This window comes from Streptomyces sp. NPDC006529, assembly GCF_040611795.1.
In the GTDB taxonomy this organism is placed as follows: domain Bacteria; phylum Actinomycetota; class Actinomycetes; order Streptomycetales; family Streptomycetaceae; genus Streptomyces.
The window spans coordinates 230,097-250,272 of record NZ_JBEXPB010000005.1 but is presented as its reverse complement, the minus strand read 5'-3'; the positions used below and the strand labels follow the sequence as shown (position 1 = coordinate 250,272).

The following is a 20,176-nucleotide window of genomic DNA, read 5'->3' as shown; positions in this document are numbered from 1 at the left end:
AACGCCACCAGATGATGCGCCAACCGGTTCGCCCGCTCCTCCAACTCCCCGTACGTCACCCACTCGTCACCGAACGACACCGCCACCGCATCCGGCGACAGCGCGGCCCGGTCGGCCACCAGCCCGTGGATGGTTCCCGCCGGAGCCTCCACCCCGCCCGACGCGTTCCACTCCCGCACCACCCGGTCGAACTCACCCGGCGCCAGCATGGGCACGGCCGCCACGGGCCGACCCGGTTCGGCGGCCATCCCGGTGAGCAGCGCCTCCAGATGGGCGGCCAGCCGCGCGATGGTGTCGGCGTCGAAGAGCTCGGGGTCGTAGGCCAGCGCGTACGCCAGTTCCTCACCCGCGTAAGCGACCAGGTTCAGCGGGAAGTTGGTGACGTCCGCGCCCTCCAGGCCGTGCAGGCGCACACCGTCACCGTCGCCGTCGTGCCCGCCGCCGTCCGCCGGGAAGTTCTCGAAGGCCACGAGGCTCTCGAAGAGCTGGGTGCCGCGCGGGGCGCCGCTCCAGCCCTGGATCTGCGGCAGCGGTACGTACTCGAACTGCCGCGCCTCCACCTGTGCCTGCTGGAGACGGGCCAGCCACTCGCCGACCGGCGCGTCGGCGTCGACCTCGACCCGCACGGGCAGGGTGTTGATCAGCATGCCGACCATGGCGTCGGCCCCGGCCAGGTCGGCCGGGCGGCCCGAGACGGTCGCACCGAAGACCACGTCCCGCTCGCCCGAGTAGCGCGACAGCAGCAGCGCCCAGGCGCCCTGCAGGACGGCGTTGACCGTCAGGCGGTTGGCGCGGGCGAAGGCGTACAGCCGGTCGGAGGCCTCCGTGCTCAGCCGGGTCACCAGCCGCTGCGCGGACTGGGCCCGGTGCGTCGCGGCGGGTCGCCGGTCGAAGGGCAGCGCGGTCGGTTCGGTGACGTCGCCCAGCAGCGCGCTCCAGTACGCCTGCGCCTCGCCCAGGTCCTGCCGCTCCAGCCAGTCGACGTAGGCGGAGAAGGGGCGGCGGGCGGGCAGCGCGGGGTGCTCCCCCGCCGCCACGGCCCGGTAGGCGGTGACGAGTTCGTCGAGCATCTGGAAGGTGCTCCACCCGTCCAGGAGCACGTGGTGCGAGGTCCGCACGACGCGCACCGAGGTGTCGGAGGTCCGTACGATCGCCAGGCGCACCAGCGGCGCGGCGGACAGGTCGATGCCCCGGGCGCGGTCCTCGGCCAGGTGGCGCTCCAGCGCGAGCGCCTGTTCACCGGCGCTCAGCGTGCGCCAGTCCAGGTGCACGACGGGCAGTCCGGTACGGCGGTGCACGACCAGCAGCGGCCGGTCGACACCCTCCCACTGCACGGCGCCGCGCAGGACATCGAGGTGATCGCTCACGTGCTGCCACGCGCGCTCCAGCAGCGCCGGGTCGCGCACCCCGTCCACGGTGAAGCTCATCTGCTCGAAGTAGGCGCCGGAGCCGGGTTCGGCGAGGGTGTGGAAGAGCATGCCCGCCTGCATCGGCGTCAGCGGGTAGATGTCCTCGATCTCCTTCGCGGCGCTGCCGCGGCCGGCGATCCGGTCCACGTCCGCCTGGTCCAGGGCGGCGAGCGGGAAGTCCGAGGGGGTGGCGCCGCCGCTGTCCGGGAGCAGGCAGTGCGCGATCAGGGCGCGCAGCTCGGTCAGGAACTGCCGGGCGACGCGTTCCACGGTCGACGGTTCGAAGACCTCGGCGGAGAAGATCCAGGTGAAGCCGAGGGTGCCGGATTCCACCATGCCGACGACGTCGAGGAGGTAGGGGCGGGGCTCGTCGAGCGCGTGGTCGAGGCCGAGGGCCGGGAGCCGGTCGCGGATGAGGCCGTCCTGGCCGGTGGCGCCGTCCCACTGGCCGAGGTAGTTGAAGCTGATCTGCGGGAGCGGGTCGGAGCGCAGGGCGTGGCCCGGGGTGCCGGGTGCGGAGAGGAAGCGCAGGGCGTCGTAGCCGAGGCCCCGGCCGGGGACGGCGCGCAGCTGTTCCTTGACGGACTTCAGGGTCCCGTCCCAGGCCCGGTCGCCGGGGAGGTCCAGGGCGACGGGGAAGTGGGTGGTGTACCAGCCGACGGTGCGGGAGAGGTCGAGGTCGTCGAAGAGCTCCTCGCGGCCGTGGCCCTCCAGGCCGAGGACGAGGCGGTCGCTGCCGGTCCAGTCGGCGAGGGTGCGGCCCAGGGCGCTGACGAGGACGTCGTTGATCTGGGTGCGGTAGGCGGAGGGGACGCGCTGGAGCAGGGCCTCGGTCTCCTGGCGGCCGAGGCGCACCTCGACGGTGCTTTCGTGGGCGGTGACGTTGCTGCCGTCCGGGTGGTCCGCGGGCAGCGCGGGGGCGCCCGCCGGGTCGACGGCGCGCCAGTGGTCGTACTCGTGGTCGAGGCCGCCGGCGCGGACGTGGTCGGCGAGGCGCCGTGACCACTCCTGGTAGCTGCTGGACTTGGCGCCGAGGTCGACGGCGGCGCGGCCTGCGGCGAGCTGGTCGTAGACGGTGGCCAGGTCGTCGAGGAGGACGCGCCAGGACACGCCGTCCATCACGATGTGGTGCACGGCGAGGAAGAGCCGGGGCAGCCGGTCGGGGCCGAGCCGGAAGAGGACGCCGCGCACCAGGGTGCCGGTGGCCAGGTCCAGGGCGCGCTGGGCGGCCAGGGCCGCGTCGTGCAGTGGCTGTTCGAGGTCCGGGCCGGCGCCCAGGTCCAGGACGGACAGGAGGCCGGTGGGCCGGTCCCCGTACTCCTGGATCCACTCGTCGCCCTCGCGGGTGTACCGCATGCGCAGGGCGTCGTGGTGGGCGACGACCGCGTCGAGGGCGCGCTCCAGCAGGGCCGGGTCGGTGTCCGGGGCGAGTTCCACCTGGACGGACATGGCGTAGTGGTCCGGGTCGACCGTGTGCTCGGCGAGGAACCACCGCTGGATGGGCGTGAGTTCGGCGCGGCCGCTGACCTCGGTGGCCACGGCGGCGGCCGGTGCGGCGACGACGGCGGCGCCCGCCAGCGCGGCGATGTTCTGATGCAGGAAGAGCAGCTTGGAGGTGAGCTTGATCCCGGCCTGGCGGGCCCGGGAGACCACCTGGATCGAGAGGATCGAGTCGCCGCCCAGGTCGAAGAAGTTGTCGTGGACGCCGACCCGCTCGACGCCGAGCACGTCGGCCCACACGTCGGCCAGGATCCGCTCGGTCTCGTCGCGGGGCGCGATGTGGTCGGCCCCGGAGCGACCGGCCCGGATCTCGGGCTCGGGCAGCGACCGGCGGTCGACCTTGCCGCTCGGGGTGAGCGGGAGCCGGTCCAGGGTGACGAACACGGCGGGGACCATGTAGTCGGGCAGCAGTCCGGACAGGTGGCCGCGCAGGGCGGAGGCGTCCGGTGCGCCGTCGGCGCCCGCGGCGCCGGGGACGACGTACGCGACGAGCCTGCGGCGGCCGGACTCCTCCTGCCGGGCCAGGACCACGGCGTCGGCGACGTCCGGGTGGGTGAGCAGGGCGCTCTCGACCTCGCCGAGTTCGATGCGGAAACCGCGGATCTTGACCTGGTCGTCGGCACGGCCCAGGAACTCCAGGTCGCCTCCGGGCAGCAGCCGGGCCCGGTCCCCGGTCCGGTAGAGCCGGTCACCGGCGACGAAGGGGCTGTCGGCGAAGCGTTCGGCGGTGAGGTCGGGGCGCCCGTGGTAGCCGCGGCCGATCCCGTCGCCGCCGATCCAGATCTCGCCTGGCACGCCGACGGGCACGGGGCGGCGGCGCGCGTCGAGCACGTACACGCGGGTGCCGGGCAGCGGGCGGCCGATGGGCACGTACACGGTGGTGGCCGGCGCCTCGGCGCTCGGCACGAAGACGGTGGAGTCGACGGTGGCCTCGGTGCCGCCGTAGGCGTTGACGACGACGGCGTCGTGCCGGATCTGGCGCAGGAGGGTGGCGCAGTCCTCGACGCGCCAGGCCTCGGAGCCCACCGAGATCAGGCGCAGCGGCGGGAAGCCGTCGCCGCGCCGCTCCACGTCCTGGAGGACGGCGTTCAGCAGGGAGGGGACGATCTCCAGGCCGGTCGCGCCGGTCTCGGCGATCAGGTCGAGCAGGGCCGGCGGCTCGGTGGTGACGTCCTTGGAGGCGATGATCAGCGCGCCGCCGAAGGGCAGCGAGCGGATCAGGTCGGCGAAGAAGAGGTCCACGGAGAGGCTGGAGACCGACAGGAAGCGCAGCCGGAGGTCGTCGAGGCCGTAGCGCTGCGCCCAGGAGGCGCAGATGTGGCGGACGTTGCGGTGCTCGATGGCGACGCCCTTGGGGGTGCCGGTCGATCCCGAGGTGTAGATGACGTACGCGAGGTCCCGGGCGGTGACCGTGGTGCGGGGCGCGGTGGCGGGGCGGGCGGCGATCTCCTCGCGCTCGGCGTCGAGGTCGACGAGGCGGGCGCCGGAAGCGGGCAGCCGGTCGCGGACGGCGCTCTCGGTGACGATGAGCCGGGCGCCGGAGTCGTCCGTCATGTGGCCGAGGCGGTCGGCGGGGAAGGCCGGGTCGAGCGGGACGTAGGCGGCGCCCGCCTTGAGGATGCCGAGCAGGCCGACGGCCATGGCCGAGCCGCGGGCGACGGCGAGGCCGACGAGGGAACCGGGGCCCGCGCCCAGGGCGCTCAGGTGGTGGGCGAGCCGGTTGGCACGTTCGTCGAGCTCGCGGTGGGTGAGGGTGGCGTCCTCGGCGATCACGGCGACGGCGTCGGGGGTGCGGGCGGCTTGCGCCGCCAGTCGCTCGTGGATCAGTTCCTCGGAGGTGCCCGGGAGTTCGGTGGCGTTCCAGTCGACGACGATCTGCCGGTGTTCGGCGTCGGTGAGCAGCGGGAGCGCGCCGACGGCCGTGGCCGGGTCGGCGACGGCGCCGTCGAGGAGGACCTCCAGGTGGCCGGTGAGCCGGGCGATGGTGCTCGCGTCGAACAGCTCGGTGCTGTATTCGATCAGGCCGTGCAGCCGCCCGCCGCGCTCCTCGAACTCGAAGGTGAGGTCGAAGAGGGAGGCGTCGCGCTCCAGCGGGTAGGCCGCGGTCTCGGCGCCGGGCAGCGCGAGGGCGTCGGCCGGGGCGTTCTGGAGGACCACCATGGCCTGGACGAGGGCGGTCCGGCTGGGGTCGCGTTCGGGCTGGACGGCCTCGACGAGCTTGTCGAAGGGGACGTCCTCGTGGGCGAAGGCGTCGAGGACGGTGTCCTTGACCCGGCCCAGCAACTCGGCGAAGGACAGCTGCGGTTCGACCTGGGTGCGCAGCACGACGGTGTTGACGAGGAAGCCGACGAGCCCTTCCAGCTCCCGGTGGCCGCGGGCGGCCGAGGAGGTGCCGAGCGCGATGTCCTCCTGGTCGGACCAGCGGGCGAGGACCGCCTTGACCGCGGCCGTCAGCACCATGAAGAGCGTCGCGCCGTGCGCGTGGGCCAGCTCCCGCAGCGCGGTGAGGGTGTGCTCCGGCAGCTCGAAGGCGTGCACGGCGCCGGCGGAGGACCGGACGGCGGGCCGGGGCCGGTCGGTGGGCAGTTCGAGCGGCGAGATGCCCTTCAGCTGTTCCCGCCACCAGTCGGTCTGCCGCTCCAGCAGTCCGCCGTCCTCCAGCCGGCCGCGCTGCCACACCGCGAAGTCCGGGTACTGGACCGGTACGTCGGCCAGGGCGGCGGCGCGTCCCTCGACGCGGGCGGTGTACAGCTCGCCCAGCTCCCGGGCCACGATGCCCATCGACCAGCCGTCGGTGACGATGTGGTGCATGCCGAGCACGCACACGTGCTCGTCGGCCGCGAGCCGGACCAGCAGGACCCGGACCAGCGGGCCGTCCGCCAGATCGTAGGGGCGCGCCATCTCCGCCCGGACGATCTCCCGTGCGCCGTCCTCGCCGTCCGCCTCGGCGGCCGTCCAGCCGGGGGCGAGCCGGTCGTGGACGACCTGGAGGGCCTTGCCGTGCTCGGCGCGGAAGGTCGTGCGCAGCGCCTCGTGGCGTGCCACGAGGTCGCCGACGGCCGCCCGCAGCGCTTCTGCGTCGAGCGCGCCGGTGATCCGCAGTGGCAGCGCCGAGTGGTAATCGGCGCGGCCGGGGTCGAAGTCCTCCAGGAACCAGAGGCGTTGCTGCCCGTAGGACAGCGGCAGGCCGTCCCCCCGCGGGACCGCGGGGACCAGCGGCCCCGCGGCCGCGGCGGCGGGCCGGGCCCGGCCGGCGAGGCGCTGGGCGAGCGATTCCCGGAGCCGGTCGGGCAGGGCGGCTATCCGGTCCGCGCGGGAAGACGGCGTGTTCATCGAGGGATCCCCCTGGGAGTGCGGTTCAGCGGTTCGGAGCGGCGGGAGCGGTGTGGGCCGCTCGTGACGAAGGGCGCGGTGTCAGCCGCGTGCCGCCGGGTCGGCGGCCGGGGCGGCGGCGGGGGCCGCGGACGCCGCGGAGGCGGTGGCCAGGCTGCGCGGGCGCATGTCGGTCCAGTTCGCCTCGACGTAGGCGAGGCACTCCTCGCGCGGCCGGTCGGCGAGGACCGCCTGCCAGCCGTCCGGGACGGCGGTGCCGGTGGGCCAGAGCGAGTGCTGGCCCTCGTCGTTGACCAGGACGGTGTAGGAACGGCCGGGCTGTTCGAAGGGGTTGGACACGGTGGGCCTTTCGGAACGGGGGAAGGAAGGAACGTGGGTGGACGGGGGTGGGTCGAGATGGGTGGCTGAGGGCCGTCAGGGGGTTTCGGCGGCGCCGGGCACGTCGGCCGTGGTGGACGCGTCCGGCGTGTCCGCCGCGTCCGCCGCCCCGGCCGCGGCCTCCAGCTCGGCGAGGATGATCTCCTCCACGGCCCGGGCGGTCTCGGCGACGGTCGGCCGGTCGAAGAGGGACCGGGGCGAGAGGTCGGTGCCGAAGATCTCGTTGATCCGGGAGGCCATCCGCAGGGCGAGCAGCGAATCGCCGCCCAGCGCGAAGAAGTTGTCGTGCACGCCGACCCGCTCCGCCCCGAGCAGTTCCTCCCAGGCCTCCACCAGCACCTCTTCGGTGACGCCGGCCGGGGCCTCGTACGCCGTCGCGCCCGTCAGGCGCCGCTCCGCTTCCGGTGCGGGCAGAGCCGCGCGGTCGACCTTGCCGTTCGCGGTCAGCGGCAGGGCGGCCAGCCGGGTGAAGGCGGCCGGGAGCATGTGCGGGGGCAGCGAGGCGGCCAGGTGGGCGCGCAGCTCGTCGGCGTCGGGGGCGGGCGCTCCCGCGGCGGGCACCACGTGGGCGACCAGGACCGTACGGCCGGAGCCGGACCCGGCGCCGTCCCCGCCGCCGGTGTGCGCGACGACGGCCGCGTCCCCCACCGCCGGGTGGGCCACGAGCGCGGCTTCGATCTCGCCGGTTTCCACGCGGAACCCGCGGATCTTGACCTGGCCGTCGCTGCGGCCGAGGAACTCCAGGGTGCCGTCGGGCCGCCAGGCCACCAGGTCGCCGGAGCGGTACATCCGCTCCCCCGGGGCGCCGTAGGGGTCGGCCACGAACCGCTCGGCGCTCAGGCCCGGCCGTCCGAGGTAGCCGCGGGCCAGTCCGGCGCCCGCGATGTACAGCTCGCCGGGAACCCCCGGAGCCGCGGGCTCCAGGGCCCCGGTCAGGACGTACACCCGGGTGTTGGCCAGCGGGGCGCCCAGCGGGACCGCGCCGTCGCCGAGGGCGCCGCGCAGGTCGTGCGTGGTGGTGAAGGTGGTGGCCTCGGTGGGCCCGTAGCCGTTGGTCAGGCGCAGCCCCGGGTGGGCGTCCAGCACGCGGGCGCAGTGGTCCGGGGAGAGCCGGTCGCCGCCCGCGATGAGCTGGCGCAGTCCGCTGAAGGCGCCGATGGCGTCGTCGGCAACCTGGTGGAACAGGCCGGCGGTGAGCCAGAGGTGAGTGACCTCGTGGTCCTTGACGAACCGGCCGAGTCCGGCGGCGGTGGGCAGTTCGGCGGGGTGGACGGCCAGGCGCGCCCCGCCGAGGAGGGCCGCCCACACCTCGAAGGTGGAGGCGTCGAAGGACAGCGAGGCGAACTGCGCGACGGTGTCGCCCGGGCCGATGTCCGTGTACGCCGCCTCGTGCACCAGGCGTACGACGGCCCGGTGGCTGGTCAGGACGCCCTTGGGGGTGCCGGTGGAGCCCGAGGTGTAGAGGACGTAGGCGAGGCCGTCGGGGGCGGTGGTGACGGCGGGGGCGGTCGCGGGGCGCTCCGCGATCCGCGCCGCGTCGGCGTCCAGGTCGACCAGTACGGCGCCGGGGGCGTCCGGGAGCCGCTCGCGCAGCGCGGCGTCGCTGACCAGCAGCCGGACTCCGGCGTCGCCGATCATGTGGGCGAGCCGGCCGGCCGGGTACCCGGGGTCGAGCGGCAGGTAGGCGGCGCCCGCCTTGAGGACCGCGAGGAGCGCGGTGACGGCCTGCGGGCCGCGCTCCAGGCAGAGGCCGACGAGCTGCTCCGGGCCGGCGCCGAGGGCGACCAGGTGGTGGGCGAGCCGATTGGCGCGCTCGTCCAGTGCGGCGTACGTCAGTTCCCGGCCCTCGTAGCTGAGCGCGACGGCGTCGGGGTGCAGGGCGGCCCGGGCGGCGAAGAGTTCGTGCAGGGTGGCGTCCGGGAGCGGGCGGGCGGTGTCGTTCCAGGACCGCAGCGTCAGCTCGGCCTCGGCGTCGGTGAGCATCGTCAGGGCTCCGACCTGCTGGTCCGGGCCACTGGCGGCGATCGAGGCCAGCAGGGCGTCGAGGTGGCCGCAGAGGCGGGCCGCGGCCTCGTCGTCGTACAGTCCGGCGTCGTAGGCCAGGGTGTAGGTCAGTTCGTCGCCCGCGTAGGCGATCAGGTTGAGCGGGAAGTTCGTGGCCTCGGTGCCCTCCAGGCCGTGCAGGCGCAGCCCGTGGGCGGCGGCGGCCCGCTCGTCGACCGGGTAGTTCTCGAAGACGACCAGGCTCTCGAAGAGGCTGGTGCCGCCCTCGACGCCGCTCCAGCCCTGGATCTGCGGCAGCGGTACGTACTCGTACTGGCGGGCCTCCACCTGGGCGCGCTGCACCGCGGCCAGCCAGTCGCCGACCGGGGCGTCCTCGTCGATCCGTACCCGCACCGGCAGGGTGTTGATCAGCATGCCGACCATGGAGTCGGCGCCCGGCAGTTCGGTGGGGCGGCCGGAGACGGTCGCGCCGAAGACGACGTCCCGCTCCCCCGCGTGCCGGCCCAGCAGCAGCGACCAGGCGCCCTGGAGCACGGTGTTGACGGTGATGCGGTGGCTGCGGGCGAAGTCGGCCAGCTCCCGCGAGAGCTGCGGCGACAGGCGCCGCACGGTCCGGCCGGCGGCTCCGGCCCGGTGGCCGCTCGCGCCGCCGCGGACGCCGGGCAGCGCGGTCGGCGCCTTGACGCCGGCGAGCAGGTCCCGCCAGTACGCCTCGGCCTCGGCGAGGTCCTGGCGCTCCAGCCAGTCGACGTAGGCGGAGAAGGGGCGGCGGGCGGGCAGGACGGGCGTCTCACCGGCGGCCAGGGCGGCGTAGGCGGTGTACGTCTGGCCTAGGACGTCGAAGGTGGACCAGCCGTCGAGCAGGATGTGGTGGAAGGAGCAGACGAGCCGCACGGTGCTGTCGGAGAGCCGGATCAGGGCGAGCCGCATCAGCGGGGCGGTGCTCAGGTCCAGCGGCCGGGCGCGGTCCTCGGCGAGGAACGCGCGCAGGGCGCCGCGCTGCTGCTCCGCGGTGAGCGTGCGCCAGTCGAGGTGGGTGACGGGCAGTTCGGCGCGGCGGCCGACGACCATCAGGGGGCGCTCGGTGCCCTGCCAGACGAGCGAGGAGCGCAGCACCTCGGTGTGGTCGGCGACGCTCTGCCAGGCGGCGGCGAGCAGGTGCGGGTCGCGCACCCCGTCGAGGGCGAAGGTCAGCTGCTCGAAGTAGGCGCCGGAGCCCGGTTCGGAGAGGGTGTGGAAGAGCATGCCCGCCTGCATCGGCGTCAGCGGGTGGATGTCCTCGGTCTCCTTCGCTGCGCTGCCGTGTCCCGCGATCCGGTCGACGCCGGCCTGGTCCAGGGCGGCGAGCGGGAAGTCGGCGGGGGTGGCGCCGCCGCTGTCCGGGAGCAGGCAGTGGGCGACCAGGTCGCGCAGGGCGGCGAGGAAGGCGTCCGCGAGGCGCTGGACGGCCTCGGTGGGGTGCGCGGCGGGCGCGTGGATCCAGTCGACGCGCAGTTCTCCGTCGGTGACGGCGGCGACGATGTCGATGAGGTGCGGGCGGGGCTGGTCGGGGGCCTGGTCGGCGCCGAGGGCAGCGAGGCGGCCGCGGACCAGGCCGCTGCGGCTGGTGGTGCCGTCCCACTGGCCGAGGTAGTTGAAGCTGACCTCGGGGTGGGGGGCGGTGCGCAGGGCGTGGCCCGGGGTGCCCGGCGCCGAGAGGAAGCGCAGGGCCCCGTAGCCGAGGCCGCGGCCGGGGATGGCGCGCAGCTCTTCCTTGAGGTGCTTGAGGGCGGGGCCCCAGTCGCCCGCGGGGACGTCCAGGGTGACGGGGTGGATGGTGGTGAACCAGCCGACCGTGCGGGAGAGGTCGATGTCCTCGAACAGTTCCTCGCGGCCGTGGCCTTCGAGGGCGATGGTGACCGGGTCGCCCGCCCAGTCGCCCAGCACCCGGCCCAGCGCCGTCAGCAGGACGTCGTTGATCTGCGTGCGGTAGGCGGCGGGCACCCGCTGGAGGAGCGCCTCGGTGTCCGCGCGGCCGAGGGTGACGGAGGCGGTGGCCGCCGTCCCGAAGGTGTTCGGGGCGGCCGGGTCCGCGCCGGCCGGCCGGGGCAGGGGGCGGGTGGCCGCGGCGACCCGCTGCCAGTGGCCGGCCTCGTGGTCGAGGGCGCCCGTACGGACGTGCTCGGCGAGGCGTTCGGACCACTGGCCGTAGCTGCTGGACTTGGCGCCGAGGTCGGGCGTGCGCCCTTCGGCGAGCTGGGCGTAGGCGGTGGCGAGGTCTTCGAGGACGACGCGCCAGGACACCCCGTCCATGACCAGGTGGTGCACGGTGAGGAACAGGCGCGGCGGGCGGGCCGCGCCGAGCCGCAGGAACACGCCCCTGACGAGGGCGCCGCCCGCGAGGTCGAGGGAGCGCTGCGCGCCCGCCGCGGCTTCGTGCAGGGCCGCTTCGCGCTCCGCGTCACCGAGGGCGGACAGGTCGCGCACGGAGAAGAGCCCGGCCGCGCGGTCCGCCGGGTCGGCGTATTCCTGGATCCACGCGCCACCGTCACGGGTGAAGCGCATGCGCAGCGCGTCGTGGTGGCCGACGACCGCGCCGAGGGCGCGCTCCAACAGCGCCGTGTCGGTGTCGGGAGCCAGCTCGACCTGGACGGACATGCCGTAGTGGTCGGTGTTCACGGTGTGCTCGGCGAAGAACCACCGCTGGATCGGCGTGAGTTCGGCGCGGCCCGACGCCTCGGCCGGTGCGGAGGCGGCCGCGTTCTCGTCGACCGTCGCGACCGCTCCGGCGAGGGCGGCGATGCTCTGGTGGACGAAGAGCAGCTTGGAGGTGAGCAGCAGGCCGGCCTGGCGGGCCCGGGAGACCACCTGGATGGAGAGGATCGAATCCCCGCCGAGGTCGAAGAAGTTGTCGTGGATCCCGACCCGTTCGACACCGAGTACGTCGGCCCAGACCGCGGCCAGGGTCTCCTCGGTGGCGTCGCGGGGCGGGGTGTAGGCGGTGTCGGTCCCCGCGGTCTGCGGCTGGGGCGCGGGCAGGGCGCGGCGGTCGACCTTGCCGCTGGGGGTGAGCGGGAACCGGTCCAGGGTGACGAACTGGGCGGGCACCATGTAGTCGGGCAGGGACCCGGCGAGGTGGGAGCGCAGTTCCCCGGTGCCGGGGGCGCCGTCGGGGCCGCCGTCGGCGGCGGGGCGGGCGACGAGGTAGGCGACGAGGCGCTTGCGGCCGCGCTCGTCCTCGTGGACCACGACGACGGCGTCGCGGACGGCGCCGTGCCGGCCGAGCGCGTTCTCGATCTCGCCGAGTTCGATGCGGAAGCCGCGCAGTTTGACCTGGTCGTCGGCGCGTCCCAGGTATTCGAGGGCCCCGTCGGCGCGCAGCCGGGCCACGTCGCCCGAGCGGTACATGCGCGATCCGGGCTCCCCGTAGGGGTCGGCGGTGAACCGCTCGGCGGTCAGCGAGGGCCGGCCGTGGTAGCCGCGGGCCAGGTGCGGGCCCGCGAGGTACAGCTCGCCGGGCACCCCGACGGGGACAGGCTGGAGCGCGGCGTCCAGGAGCCGGACCGCGGTGTTGGGCAGGGGGCTGCCGATGGGCGGGACCGCCCCGCCCGTCAGCGGCAGGCTCATCGCGGCGACGACGGTGGACTCGGTGGGGCCGTACGCGTTGATCATCCGGCGGCCGGGCGCCCAGCGGGCGACCAGGTCGCCGGTGCTGGCCTCGCCGCCGACGACCAGGGTGCGCAGCTCCTCCAGGCCTTCGGGGACGAGGGTGGCGACGGCGGAGGGGGCGAGGAGGGTGTGGGTGATCCGGCGTTCGCGCAGGAAGGCCTGGAGGGCCTCGCCGACGATCGGGCCGTGCGGGGGCAGCACCAGGGTGGCGCCCGCGGGCAGGGCCATCAGGACCTCCATGACGGCGCCGTCGAAGGAGGAGGAGGCGAACTGCAGGACGCGGCTGTCCTCGGTGACCCGCAGCCGGTCGATCTCGGCGGAGGCGAGGTTGCCGATGCCCGCGTGCGGGACGAGGACGCCCTTGGGGGTACCGGTCGAGCCGGAGGTGTAGATCACGTACGCCAGGTCCGCGGGGTGCAGCACGACGTCGGGGGCGCTCGCCGGGAGCGCGTCGATCAGGGCGCGGTCGGCGGTGAGGTCCACGATGCGGGCGTCCGTGGGCGGCAGTGCGGCCAGCGGGCCGGTCTGGGTGACGACGATCGCGGCGCCGGAGTCGGCCAGCATAAAGGCGAGCCGGTCGGCCGGGTAACCGGGATCCAGCGGCAGGTAGGCGGCGCCCGCCTTCATGATGCCGAGGAGGCCGACGACCAGGTCGGCGCCGCGCTCCACGCACAGGCCGACGATCGAGCCGGGTCCCGCGCCGTGGGCGACGAGGTGGTGGGCGAGCCGGTTGGCGGCCTCGTCCAGCGCCCGGTAGGTGAGGGTGGTGCGGGTGTCCTCGACGGCGATCGCGTCGGGGCGCCGGCGCGCCCGGGCCTCGACCAGCTGCGGGAAGGTCCCGGTCAGCGGCTCGGTGCGGGGGCCGTTCCAGTCCCGTACGACCTGCCCGAACTCCTCGTCGCCGAGCATCGCGAGGGCGCCCAGCGGCTGGTCGGGAGCGGTCGCGGCGGACAGCATCAGGGTGGAGAGGTGGCCGGCGAAACGGGCGATCGAGGCCTCGTCGAAGAGCGCGGTGCTGTAGCCGACCCGGGCGGTGAGGGCCCCGTCGGTCTCGAAGAACTCGACGGTGAGGTCGAAGGGGGCGGCCTCGCGGTCCACCGGGTAGGCGGTGGCGCTCACGCCGGGCAGGCCGAGGTCTTCGGCGGGCGCGTTCTGGAGCACCACCATGGCCTGGACGAGCGGGGTCCGGCTGGTGTCGCGGTCGGTGCGCACGGCCTCGACGAGGCGCTCGAAGGGCACGTCCTCGTGGGCGAAGGCCTCCAGGACGGTCTCCTTGACCTGGCCGAGGAGCTGCCCGAAGTTCATGTCGGGCTCGACCCGGGAGCGCAGGACGACGGTGTTGACCAGGAAGCCGATCAGCTGGTCCAGGTCGGCCTGGGCGCGGCCCGAGGTGGCGGTGCCGACCGCGATGTCCTGCTGCCCCGAGTAGCGGGCGAAGACGGTCTTGACGGCGGCGGTGAGCACCATGAAGAGGGTGGCGCCCTGCTCCTGCGCGAGGTGGCGCAGGGAGGCGGTGGTGTCGGCGGGGACGGAGAAGGAGTACACGGCTCCGGCGGAGGAGCGGACGGCCGGTCGCGGGCGGTCGGTGGGCAGTTCCAGCGGGGCGATGCCGTCGAGGCGTTCGCGCCACCAGCCGAGCTGCCGCTCCAGCAGGCCGCCGTCTTCGAGGCGGCCGCGCTGCCAGGCCGCGAAGTCCGGGTACTGGACGGGTACGTCGGCCAGCGCGGCCGGGCGGCCCTCGGTGCGGGCGGCGTACAGCTCGCCCAGTTCGCGGGTGACGACGCCCATGGACCAGCCGTCGGTGACGATGTGGTGCATCCCGAGGACGCAGACGTGCTCGTCGGCGGCCAGCCGGACCAGCAGGACGCGGACCAGCGGGCCGGTCTTGAGGTCGTAGGCGCGGGCGGTCTCGGCGCGCACCAGCTCGCGCAGCCGCACCTCGCGCTGGGCGGCGGGGACGTCGGTGAGGTCGGCGGTGCGCCACTGCGGGGCCGCCTCGGGCGCGTCGGGGGCGTGCACGACCTGGACGCCGCGGCCGCCGACGACCCCGAAGGTGGTGCGCAGCGCTTCGTGGCGGGCGGTGAGGTCGGTGGTGGCCGCGCGCAGGGCGGCTGCGTCCAGGGGGCCGCTCAGCCGCAGGCCCATCGCGGTGTGGTATTCGCCGCTGCCCGGGTCGAAGTCCTCCAGGAACCAGAGGCGTTGCTGGCCGAAGGACATCGGGAGCACGCCGTCGCGGGAGACGACGGGGATGGCCGTGTCCTGGACGCTCTCCTCGGGGGCCACGGAGGCGGCGAGGGCGGCGATGGTGGGGGTGTCGAAGAGGATGCGCGGGGACAGCTTGACGCCGAGGGCGCGGCGCATCCGGGCGACGGCCTGCACCGAGAGGATGGAGTTGCCGCCGAGGGCGAAGAAGTCCTCGTGGATGCCGACGCGTTCGAGGCCCAGCACCTCGGACCAGACGCCCGCGAGGGTCTCCTCGACGGCGTTGCGCGGGGCGCCCGCGCCCGCTTCGGCCTCGCCGGCGGTTTCGGCGTCCGGGGCGCTCTCGCGGACGGAGCCGGGCTCCGGCAGGGCCTTGCGGTCGACCTTGCCGTTCGGGGTGAGCGGCAGGTCGTCGAGGACCACGATCACCGAGGGGATCATGTGCTCGGGCAGGTCGGCGGCGAGGTGGGTGCGCAGTGCGACGGCGGTGGGGCGGCGTCCGGCGGCGGCCGAGACGTAGGCCAGCAGGTTGGTGTTGTGGGTGAGGACCACGGCCTGCGCGACATCGGGGTGGAGCGCCAGGGCGCTTTCGATCTCGCCGAGTTCGATGCGGAAGCCGCGCACCTTGACCTGGTCGTCGGCGCGTCCCAGGTATTCGAGGGTGCCGTCGCTCTGCCAGCGGGCGATGTCGCCGGAGCGGTACATGCGCTCGCCGGGGGCGCCGAACGGATTGGCGATGAAACGTTCCGCCGTGAGTCCGGGGCGGCCGTGGTAGCCGCGCGCCAGGCCGATGCCCGCGATGTACAGCTCGCCGCGCACCCCGGCCGGGACCGGGTGCAGGGCCTCGTCCAGGATGTAGATCCGGAAGTTCGCGATGGGTGCGCCGATCGGCGGTACGGCGGTGCCGCCCAGCGGGGCGCTCATGGTCGCGCAGACCGTGCTCTCCGTCGGGCCGTAGGCGTTGATCATCCGGCGGCCGGCGGACCACCGGGCCACCAGGTCGCCGGTACTGGCCTCGCCGGCCACGATGAGCGTGGCCTCCGGGGGCAGGCCGCGGCCCTCGGGCAGCACGGCGACGGTGGCCGGGGTGAGGGTGGCGTGGGTGACCCCGTGTTCGGCGGCGTAGGCGGCCAGGGGCTCCCCCGGAGCCAGCGTCTCCTTGCGGCCCATGACCAGGGCCGCGCCGTTCAGGAGGCCCATGCAGACCTCCCAGAACGCCGCGTCGAAGCTGGTGGAGGCGAACTGCAGGACGCGGCTGTGCTCGGTGACCTCGAAGGCCTCGGCCTGTACGGCGGCCAGGTTGCCGATGCCCGCGTGGGAGACCAGCACGCCCTTGGGGCGGCCGGTGGACCCGGAGGTGTAGATGGCGTAGGCCAGGTCCTCGGGGGCGAGTTCGACCTCGGGGGCGGTGGCCGGGCGGGCGTCGATCGCGGCGCGGTCGTCGGTCAGGTCCACCAGGACGGCGTCGGTGGCGGGGAGCGCCGCGCGCAGGGCGCGTTCCGTCAGCACGATCCGCGCGCCGGAGTCCTGGAGCATGTAGGCGAGGCGTTCGGCCGGATAGGCCGGGTCGAGCGGGAGGTAGGCGGCGCCCGCCTTCATGATGCCGAGCAGGCCGGCCGCCATCGCGGCGCCGCGCTCGACGCAGAGGCCGATCAACTGGCCTCGCTCGGCGCCGAGTTCGATCAGGTGGTGGGCGATCCGGTTGGCCCGCTCGTCCAGTTCGCGGTAGCCGACCGCGCCCTGTTCGTCGATGACGGCGGTCGCGTCGGGGCGGGCGGCCGCGTGGGCGGCGTACAGCTCGGGGAAGGTGGCGAGCGGTACGTCGCGGGCGGTGTCGTTCCACTCCCGGACCACCTGCTCGAACTCCTCGGCGGTGAGCATCGGGAGCGCGGACAGCGGGCGGGCCGGGTCCGCGGCCGCCGCGCCGAGCAGCACGCCGAGGTGGCCGGCGATGCGGGTGGCGGTGGACTCGTCGAAGAGGGCGGTGCTGTAGCGGATCCGGAGCAGCGCCGCCGCCGGGTCCGCCTCGAAGGACAGGTCGAGCGGGTCGAACTCCCGCAGTTCCTGAGGCAGTTCGCTCGGTACGGCGACCACGGCCTGCACGAAGGGAGTGATGCCCGTATCGCTGTGCGGGGCCAGGGTGCGGGCCAGTTCGTCGAGGGGTACGCCGTCGTGGGCGAGGGCGTCGGCGAGCCGCGCGGCGGTCTCGGCCAGCAGCTCCGCGAACGGGGCGGAGGCGTCCACCGTGACGCGCAGGACGACCGTGTGGCCGGTGCGCGGGGAGGGCACGCCGAGGGCGATGTCCTCCTGACCGGAGTGGCGCGCCAGGACCGCGATGGCGGCGGCGGCCAGGACCGCGGTGGCGTCCGGGCCGGCCGTCGCCGCGGCGGCGGGGGCGGGGAGCGCGCATTCCACGGTCGCGGTGCGGGGCTTGCGGATGACCGGGCGCGGCCGGTCGGCGGGCAGTTCGAGGGGGGCTATGCCCTCCAGCCTGTCCCGCCAGAACTCCACCTGGCGGGGCAGGTCCCGGTTGTCCGACGCGTCGGCGCGAGCCACGTTGTACCTCCAGAAGGGGTGGTTCCGGGCATGGGGATGCCGGGGCGGGCAGCCCGGAAACCGGTGAGGGTGCGGTGAGGGTGAAGCGAAGAAGGGGGCCGCGGGGGCGGAGCCGCGCCGCGGCGAGCAGGAAGAGCGGAAGTAAGGGGGTAGCGGGGGGGCAGAAGAGCGGGGGCGGGCGGGGGCGGCCCGGCCGGGCGGTCAGGTCCCGGCCGGGCCGCCGCTCGGGGAGCGGCGGCGCACGGGGCGGCGCCGGAGCAGCGGGCCGGCGGCTAGCGGACCGCCACGCGGCGGGCGGACCGTCCGCCGAGCTGCATCAGGACGGCCTCGCCGGTGGCCGGGTCGAGGACGAACCGGCCGGTGTAGGGCGCCTCGTCGGCGTCGGCGCGGCGGGCGGTGAAGACCAGGCCGTCGTGCAGGGTCAGGTCGGCGACCAGGCCGGTCCCGTCGGAGAGCCGCAGCCCCGGACAGTGCGCGTCGTGCGCGCCGCGGCCGACGTCGTCGCGGGTACGGACGGTGAAGTACGTGTCGCCGTTGCGGAATTGGCCGAGCAGGGCGCTCGTGTCCGAGCCGGGCGGCGCCTGCGGGGGCAGGGACGGCCGGTAGTCGCCGACCGGGATGCCGCCTGCGCGGAGCAGGTCCACCACATCGGCCCACATCCGCGTCCCGGTGGTGGAGTTGGTGGTCAGGGCGACGGCGGTGCCGCTCGCCGGGTGGAACCGCAGGTGCGCGGTGCCGCCGTCGACGGTGCCGTCGTGCCCGAGCCAGTCGCCCGCGGGCGAGGCGTAGTGGGCCAGGCCCGCACCCCACCCGTCGGCCATCCCGAACGCGTCGGCCGCGGCGACCCGTACGCCCGCCCCGGCGAACCCGTCCGCACCCGCCACGACGGCGGACGCGGGGTGGCTGCCGAGGTGGAGCCGGGCCAGGGCGATCAGGTCGTCGGCGCTCCCGGCGAGTCCCGCGGCCGGCGCCCAGCTGGGCGGCACGTACAGGTCCGCGGGGCGCGCCACGCGCTCGCCGGGGCGCACGGTGTGGCAGTCGGCCAGGGTGCGGCCGGGCGCCGCCGGGCCGTGCAGGAACAGCGGGTCGATGGCGAGCGGGCGCAGCAGGAGCCGCTCCGTCGCCTGCCGCCACGTCATATCGGTGACGGCTTCGATGACGCGGCCCAGAATGTTGTATCCGGAATTCGAATAGGAAAAGTGGCCGCCGGGTGCGTGCAGCGACCGGGTGGCCGCCATGTCCGCCGCATAGCGGGCCAGGGAGGCGTCTTCCGCCCGGTCCGGCTCGTGGTCGGCGATCAGGCCGGCGGTGTGACTGAGCAGATTCCGCAGGGTGACGGAAGATATCGCCTCGTCCGTCGCCGCGTCGAACTCCGCCAGGTACTCCCCGACGCAATCGTCGAGTTCGAGATCCCCGTCGGACTCCAGTCGGGCCACCACCGTGGCGGTGAAGGCCTTGGTGACGGATCCGTAGGCGAACGCCGTGGCGGTGGTGACCGCTTCCGGGCCGCCGGCACGGACGACTCCGGTGGCCGCGGACAGGTTCCGCCCCGCCCGGTGAATGGTCAGCTGCGCGCCGGGAACGGTGTGGTCGTGCGCGAGTTCCCGCAGCCGCTCCGCCGTGTGGTGCGCTTCCACGTCTCTCCCCCATCCCTCCGGTAGGTGCGGCTACCCGCACCCCGGATGGTGCGGCTACCCGTACCCCCACATCCTCGGCCACCCGGTCAAGGAAGGGCAAGGAGTTTCGATGTGAGGCAAAGTCGCAGGTCAGACCTTGTTCATCGACCAGGGGAGGATGGCGCGGACCGTGGTGGGGCCACCGTGCGGACTGGCGACATCGAGCCGTCCGCCCAGGGCGGCCGCCCGGTCCTCCAGGCCGCGCAGGCCCGTTCCGGCGGTACCGGCGGCGCCGCCGACGCCGTCGTCCGTCACCGAGACCACGAGGTGGTCCTCGTCCTGCTCCAGCCGGACGTCGATGGCGGAGGCCTTCGCGTGCTTGACCGTATTGGCCAGGCATTCCACGATGATGTAATAGGCCGCCGATTCCACATTGACGTCCGGCCTGCTTTCCAGTCGGCCGGACACCGAGACCGGTACGTGGAATTTCTCGGTCAGCGCGATCACGGCCGCGTCCAGACCGCGGTCGCTGAGAATGGGCGGCTGGATTCCCCGGACCAGGTCCCGTATCTCGTCGAGCGCCCTGCGCACTTCTTCCCGGGTTTCCTCGATGAGCGCGGTGAGGTATTCGGCGTCACCGCTCCGGCGCTGTTTCGCGTACGAAAGGGTCATCAGCAGCATGGCCAGCCTGGCCTGCGCGCCGTCGTGCAGATCGCGTTCCAGGCGGCGGTAATCGGCGTCGTTGACCCGCAGCGCGGCGATGCGCTGGCGTTCCGCGGCGGCTTCCCGGCGCTGCGCCTCGGCCTCGTCGATGCGGCTGAGGATGCGGCGCACCATGCGGGCGCGCAGCCGGCCCATGCCGAACAGCAGCCCGATGAGGACGGCGAAGACGAGTACGGAGCCCAGGGCGACCAGGATCCGGGTGCCGGGGCCGTCCACCAGGATCGTGTTGCCGGGGCCGAAGGCGAGCTGCTCGGTCGGGCCGACGGGCAGCGCCACGAGGAAGGAGACCACCGGGATCGCCAGCGCGGCCAGCGGGATCAGCCACACCGTGCCGAGCAGGAGCAGACCGAGGTAGCCGATGTCGTCCCAGCTCGCCTCCGAGGACTGGCGCTGCTCCTCGCGCAGGGCGTTCGCACGGTGCGGCGGCTCGCCGGGCGCCGGGCGGTCCACGGCGACCGAGTGGGCGAGCAGCCGCTCCAGGTCGGCGACGGCGCGCAGCATCGGGAGGCTGAAGGAGAAGCCGTCGCGCAGGACGGCCATCCTGGCCGGCACCTCCCGCAGCGCCTCGTACAACGGGCTGTCACGGGACGGCCGGTCGGCGGGAACCCGGCCCGCCCAGCGGGCGAGGGCGGCCGCGCCGCGCGCGCAGAGGATCACCGCGCGCGGCAGGCCGACGAGCGGCAGCCAGGAGACGCCGCGCAACACCAGGGAGACGACGACGAGGGGGGCCAGCAGGAGGCCGACCAGGCTGCCGACGGAAAGGTAGATGAGGCCGGCCGCGACGCGGTAGGGAGTCGGCAATTTCAC

General features: G+C 74.6%; 5 protein-coding genes and 1 pseudogene. All 6 read right to left on the bottom strand.

All coding sequences use genetic code 11. The annotated features are described in order from the left end of the window. Positions 1–6,242 (bottom strand): amino acid adenylation domain-containing protein (locus tag ABZY31_RS07030; protein WP_356405638.1); only part of this gene is annotated, 6,242 nt, incomplete at its 3' end. Positions 6,243–6,323: 81 nt separating this feature from the next. Beyond that, the gene (locus ABZY31_RS07025) at positions 6,324–6,581 is read right to left on the bottom strand and encodes an MbtH family protein (RefSeq protein ID WP_356405636.1); all 258 of its coding nucleotides are present in this window, start codon (positions 6,579–6,581) and stop codon (positions 6,324–6,326) included. 75 nt (positions 6,582–6,656) lie between these two features. Further along, positions 6,657–14,489, bottom strand: a complete 7,833-nt coding sequence (locus ABZY31_RS07020) for an amino acid adenylation domain-containing protein (RefSeq protein WP_356405660.1) — start codon at positions 14,487–14,489, stop codon at positions 6,657–6,659. A gap of 81 nt (positions 14,490–14,570) precedes the next feature. Further along, positions 14,571–17,048, bottom strand: a pseudogene (locus ABZY31_RS07015) (amino acid adenylation domain-containing protein); the annotation flags it as partial. A gap of 254 nt (positions 17,049–17,302) precedes the next feature. Then, positions 17,303–18,667, bottom strand: a complete 1,365-nt coding sequence (locus tag ABZY31_RS07010; RefSeq protein WP_356405634.1) for a serine hydrolase domain-containing protein — start codon at positions 18,665–18,667, stop codon at positions 17,303–17,305. Positions 18,668–18,796: 129 nt separating this feature from the next. Beyond that, positions 18,797–20,176 carry a histidine kinase gene (locus ABZY31_RS07005; RefSeq protein WP_356405632.1) on the bottom strand — a complete coding sequence of 460 codons (1,380 nt, stop codon included), beginning with the start codon at positions 20,174–20,176 and terminating at the stop codon, positions 18,797–18,799.

What these genes read in the sequence shown, in the direction of transcription:
- ABZY31_RS07020 (WP_356405660.1), bottom strand. Translation starts at nt 14,489, where the DNA reads ATGTCCTTCGGCCAGCAACGCCTCTGGTTCCTGGAGGACTTCGACCCG.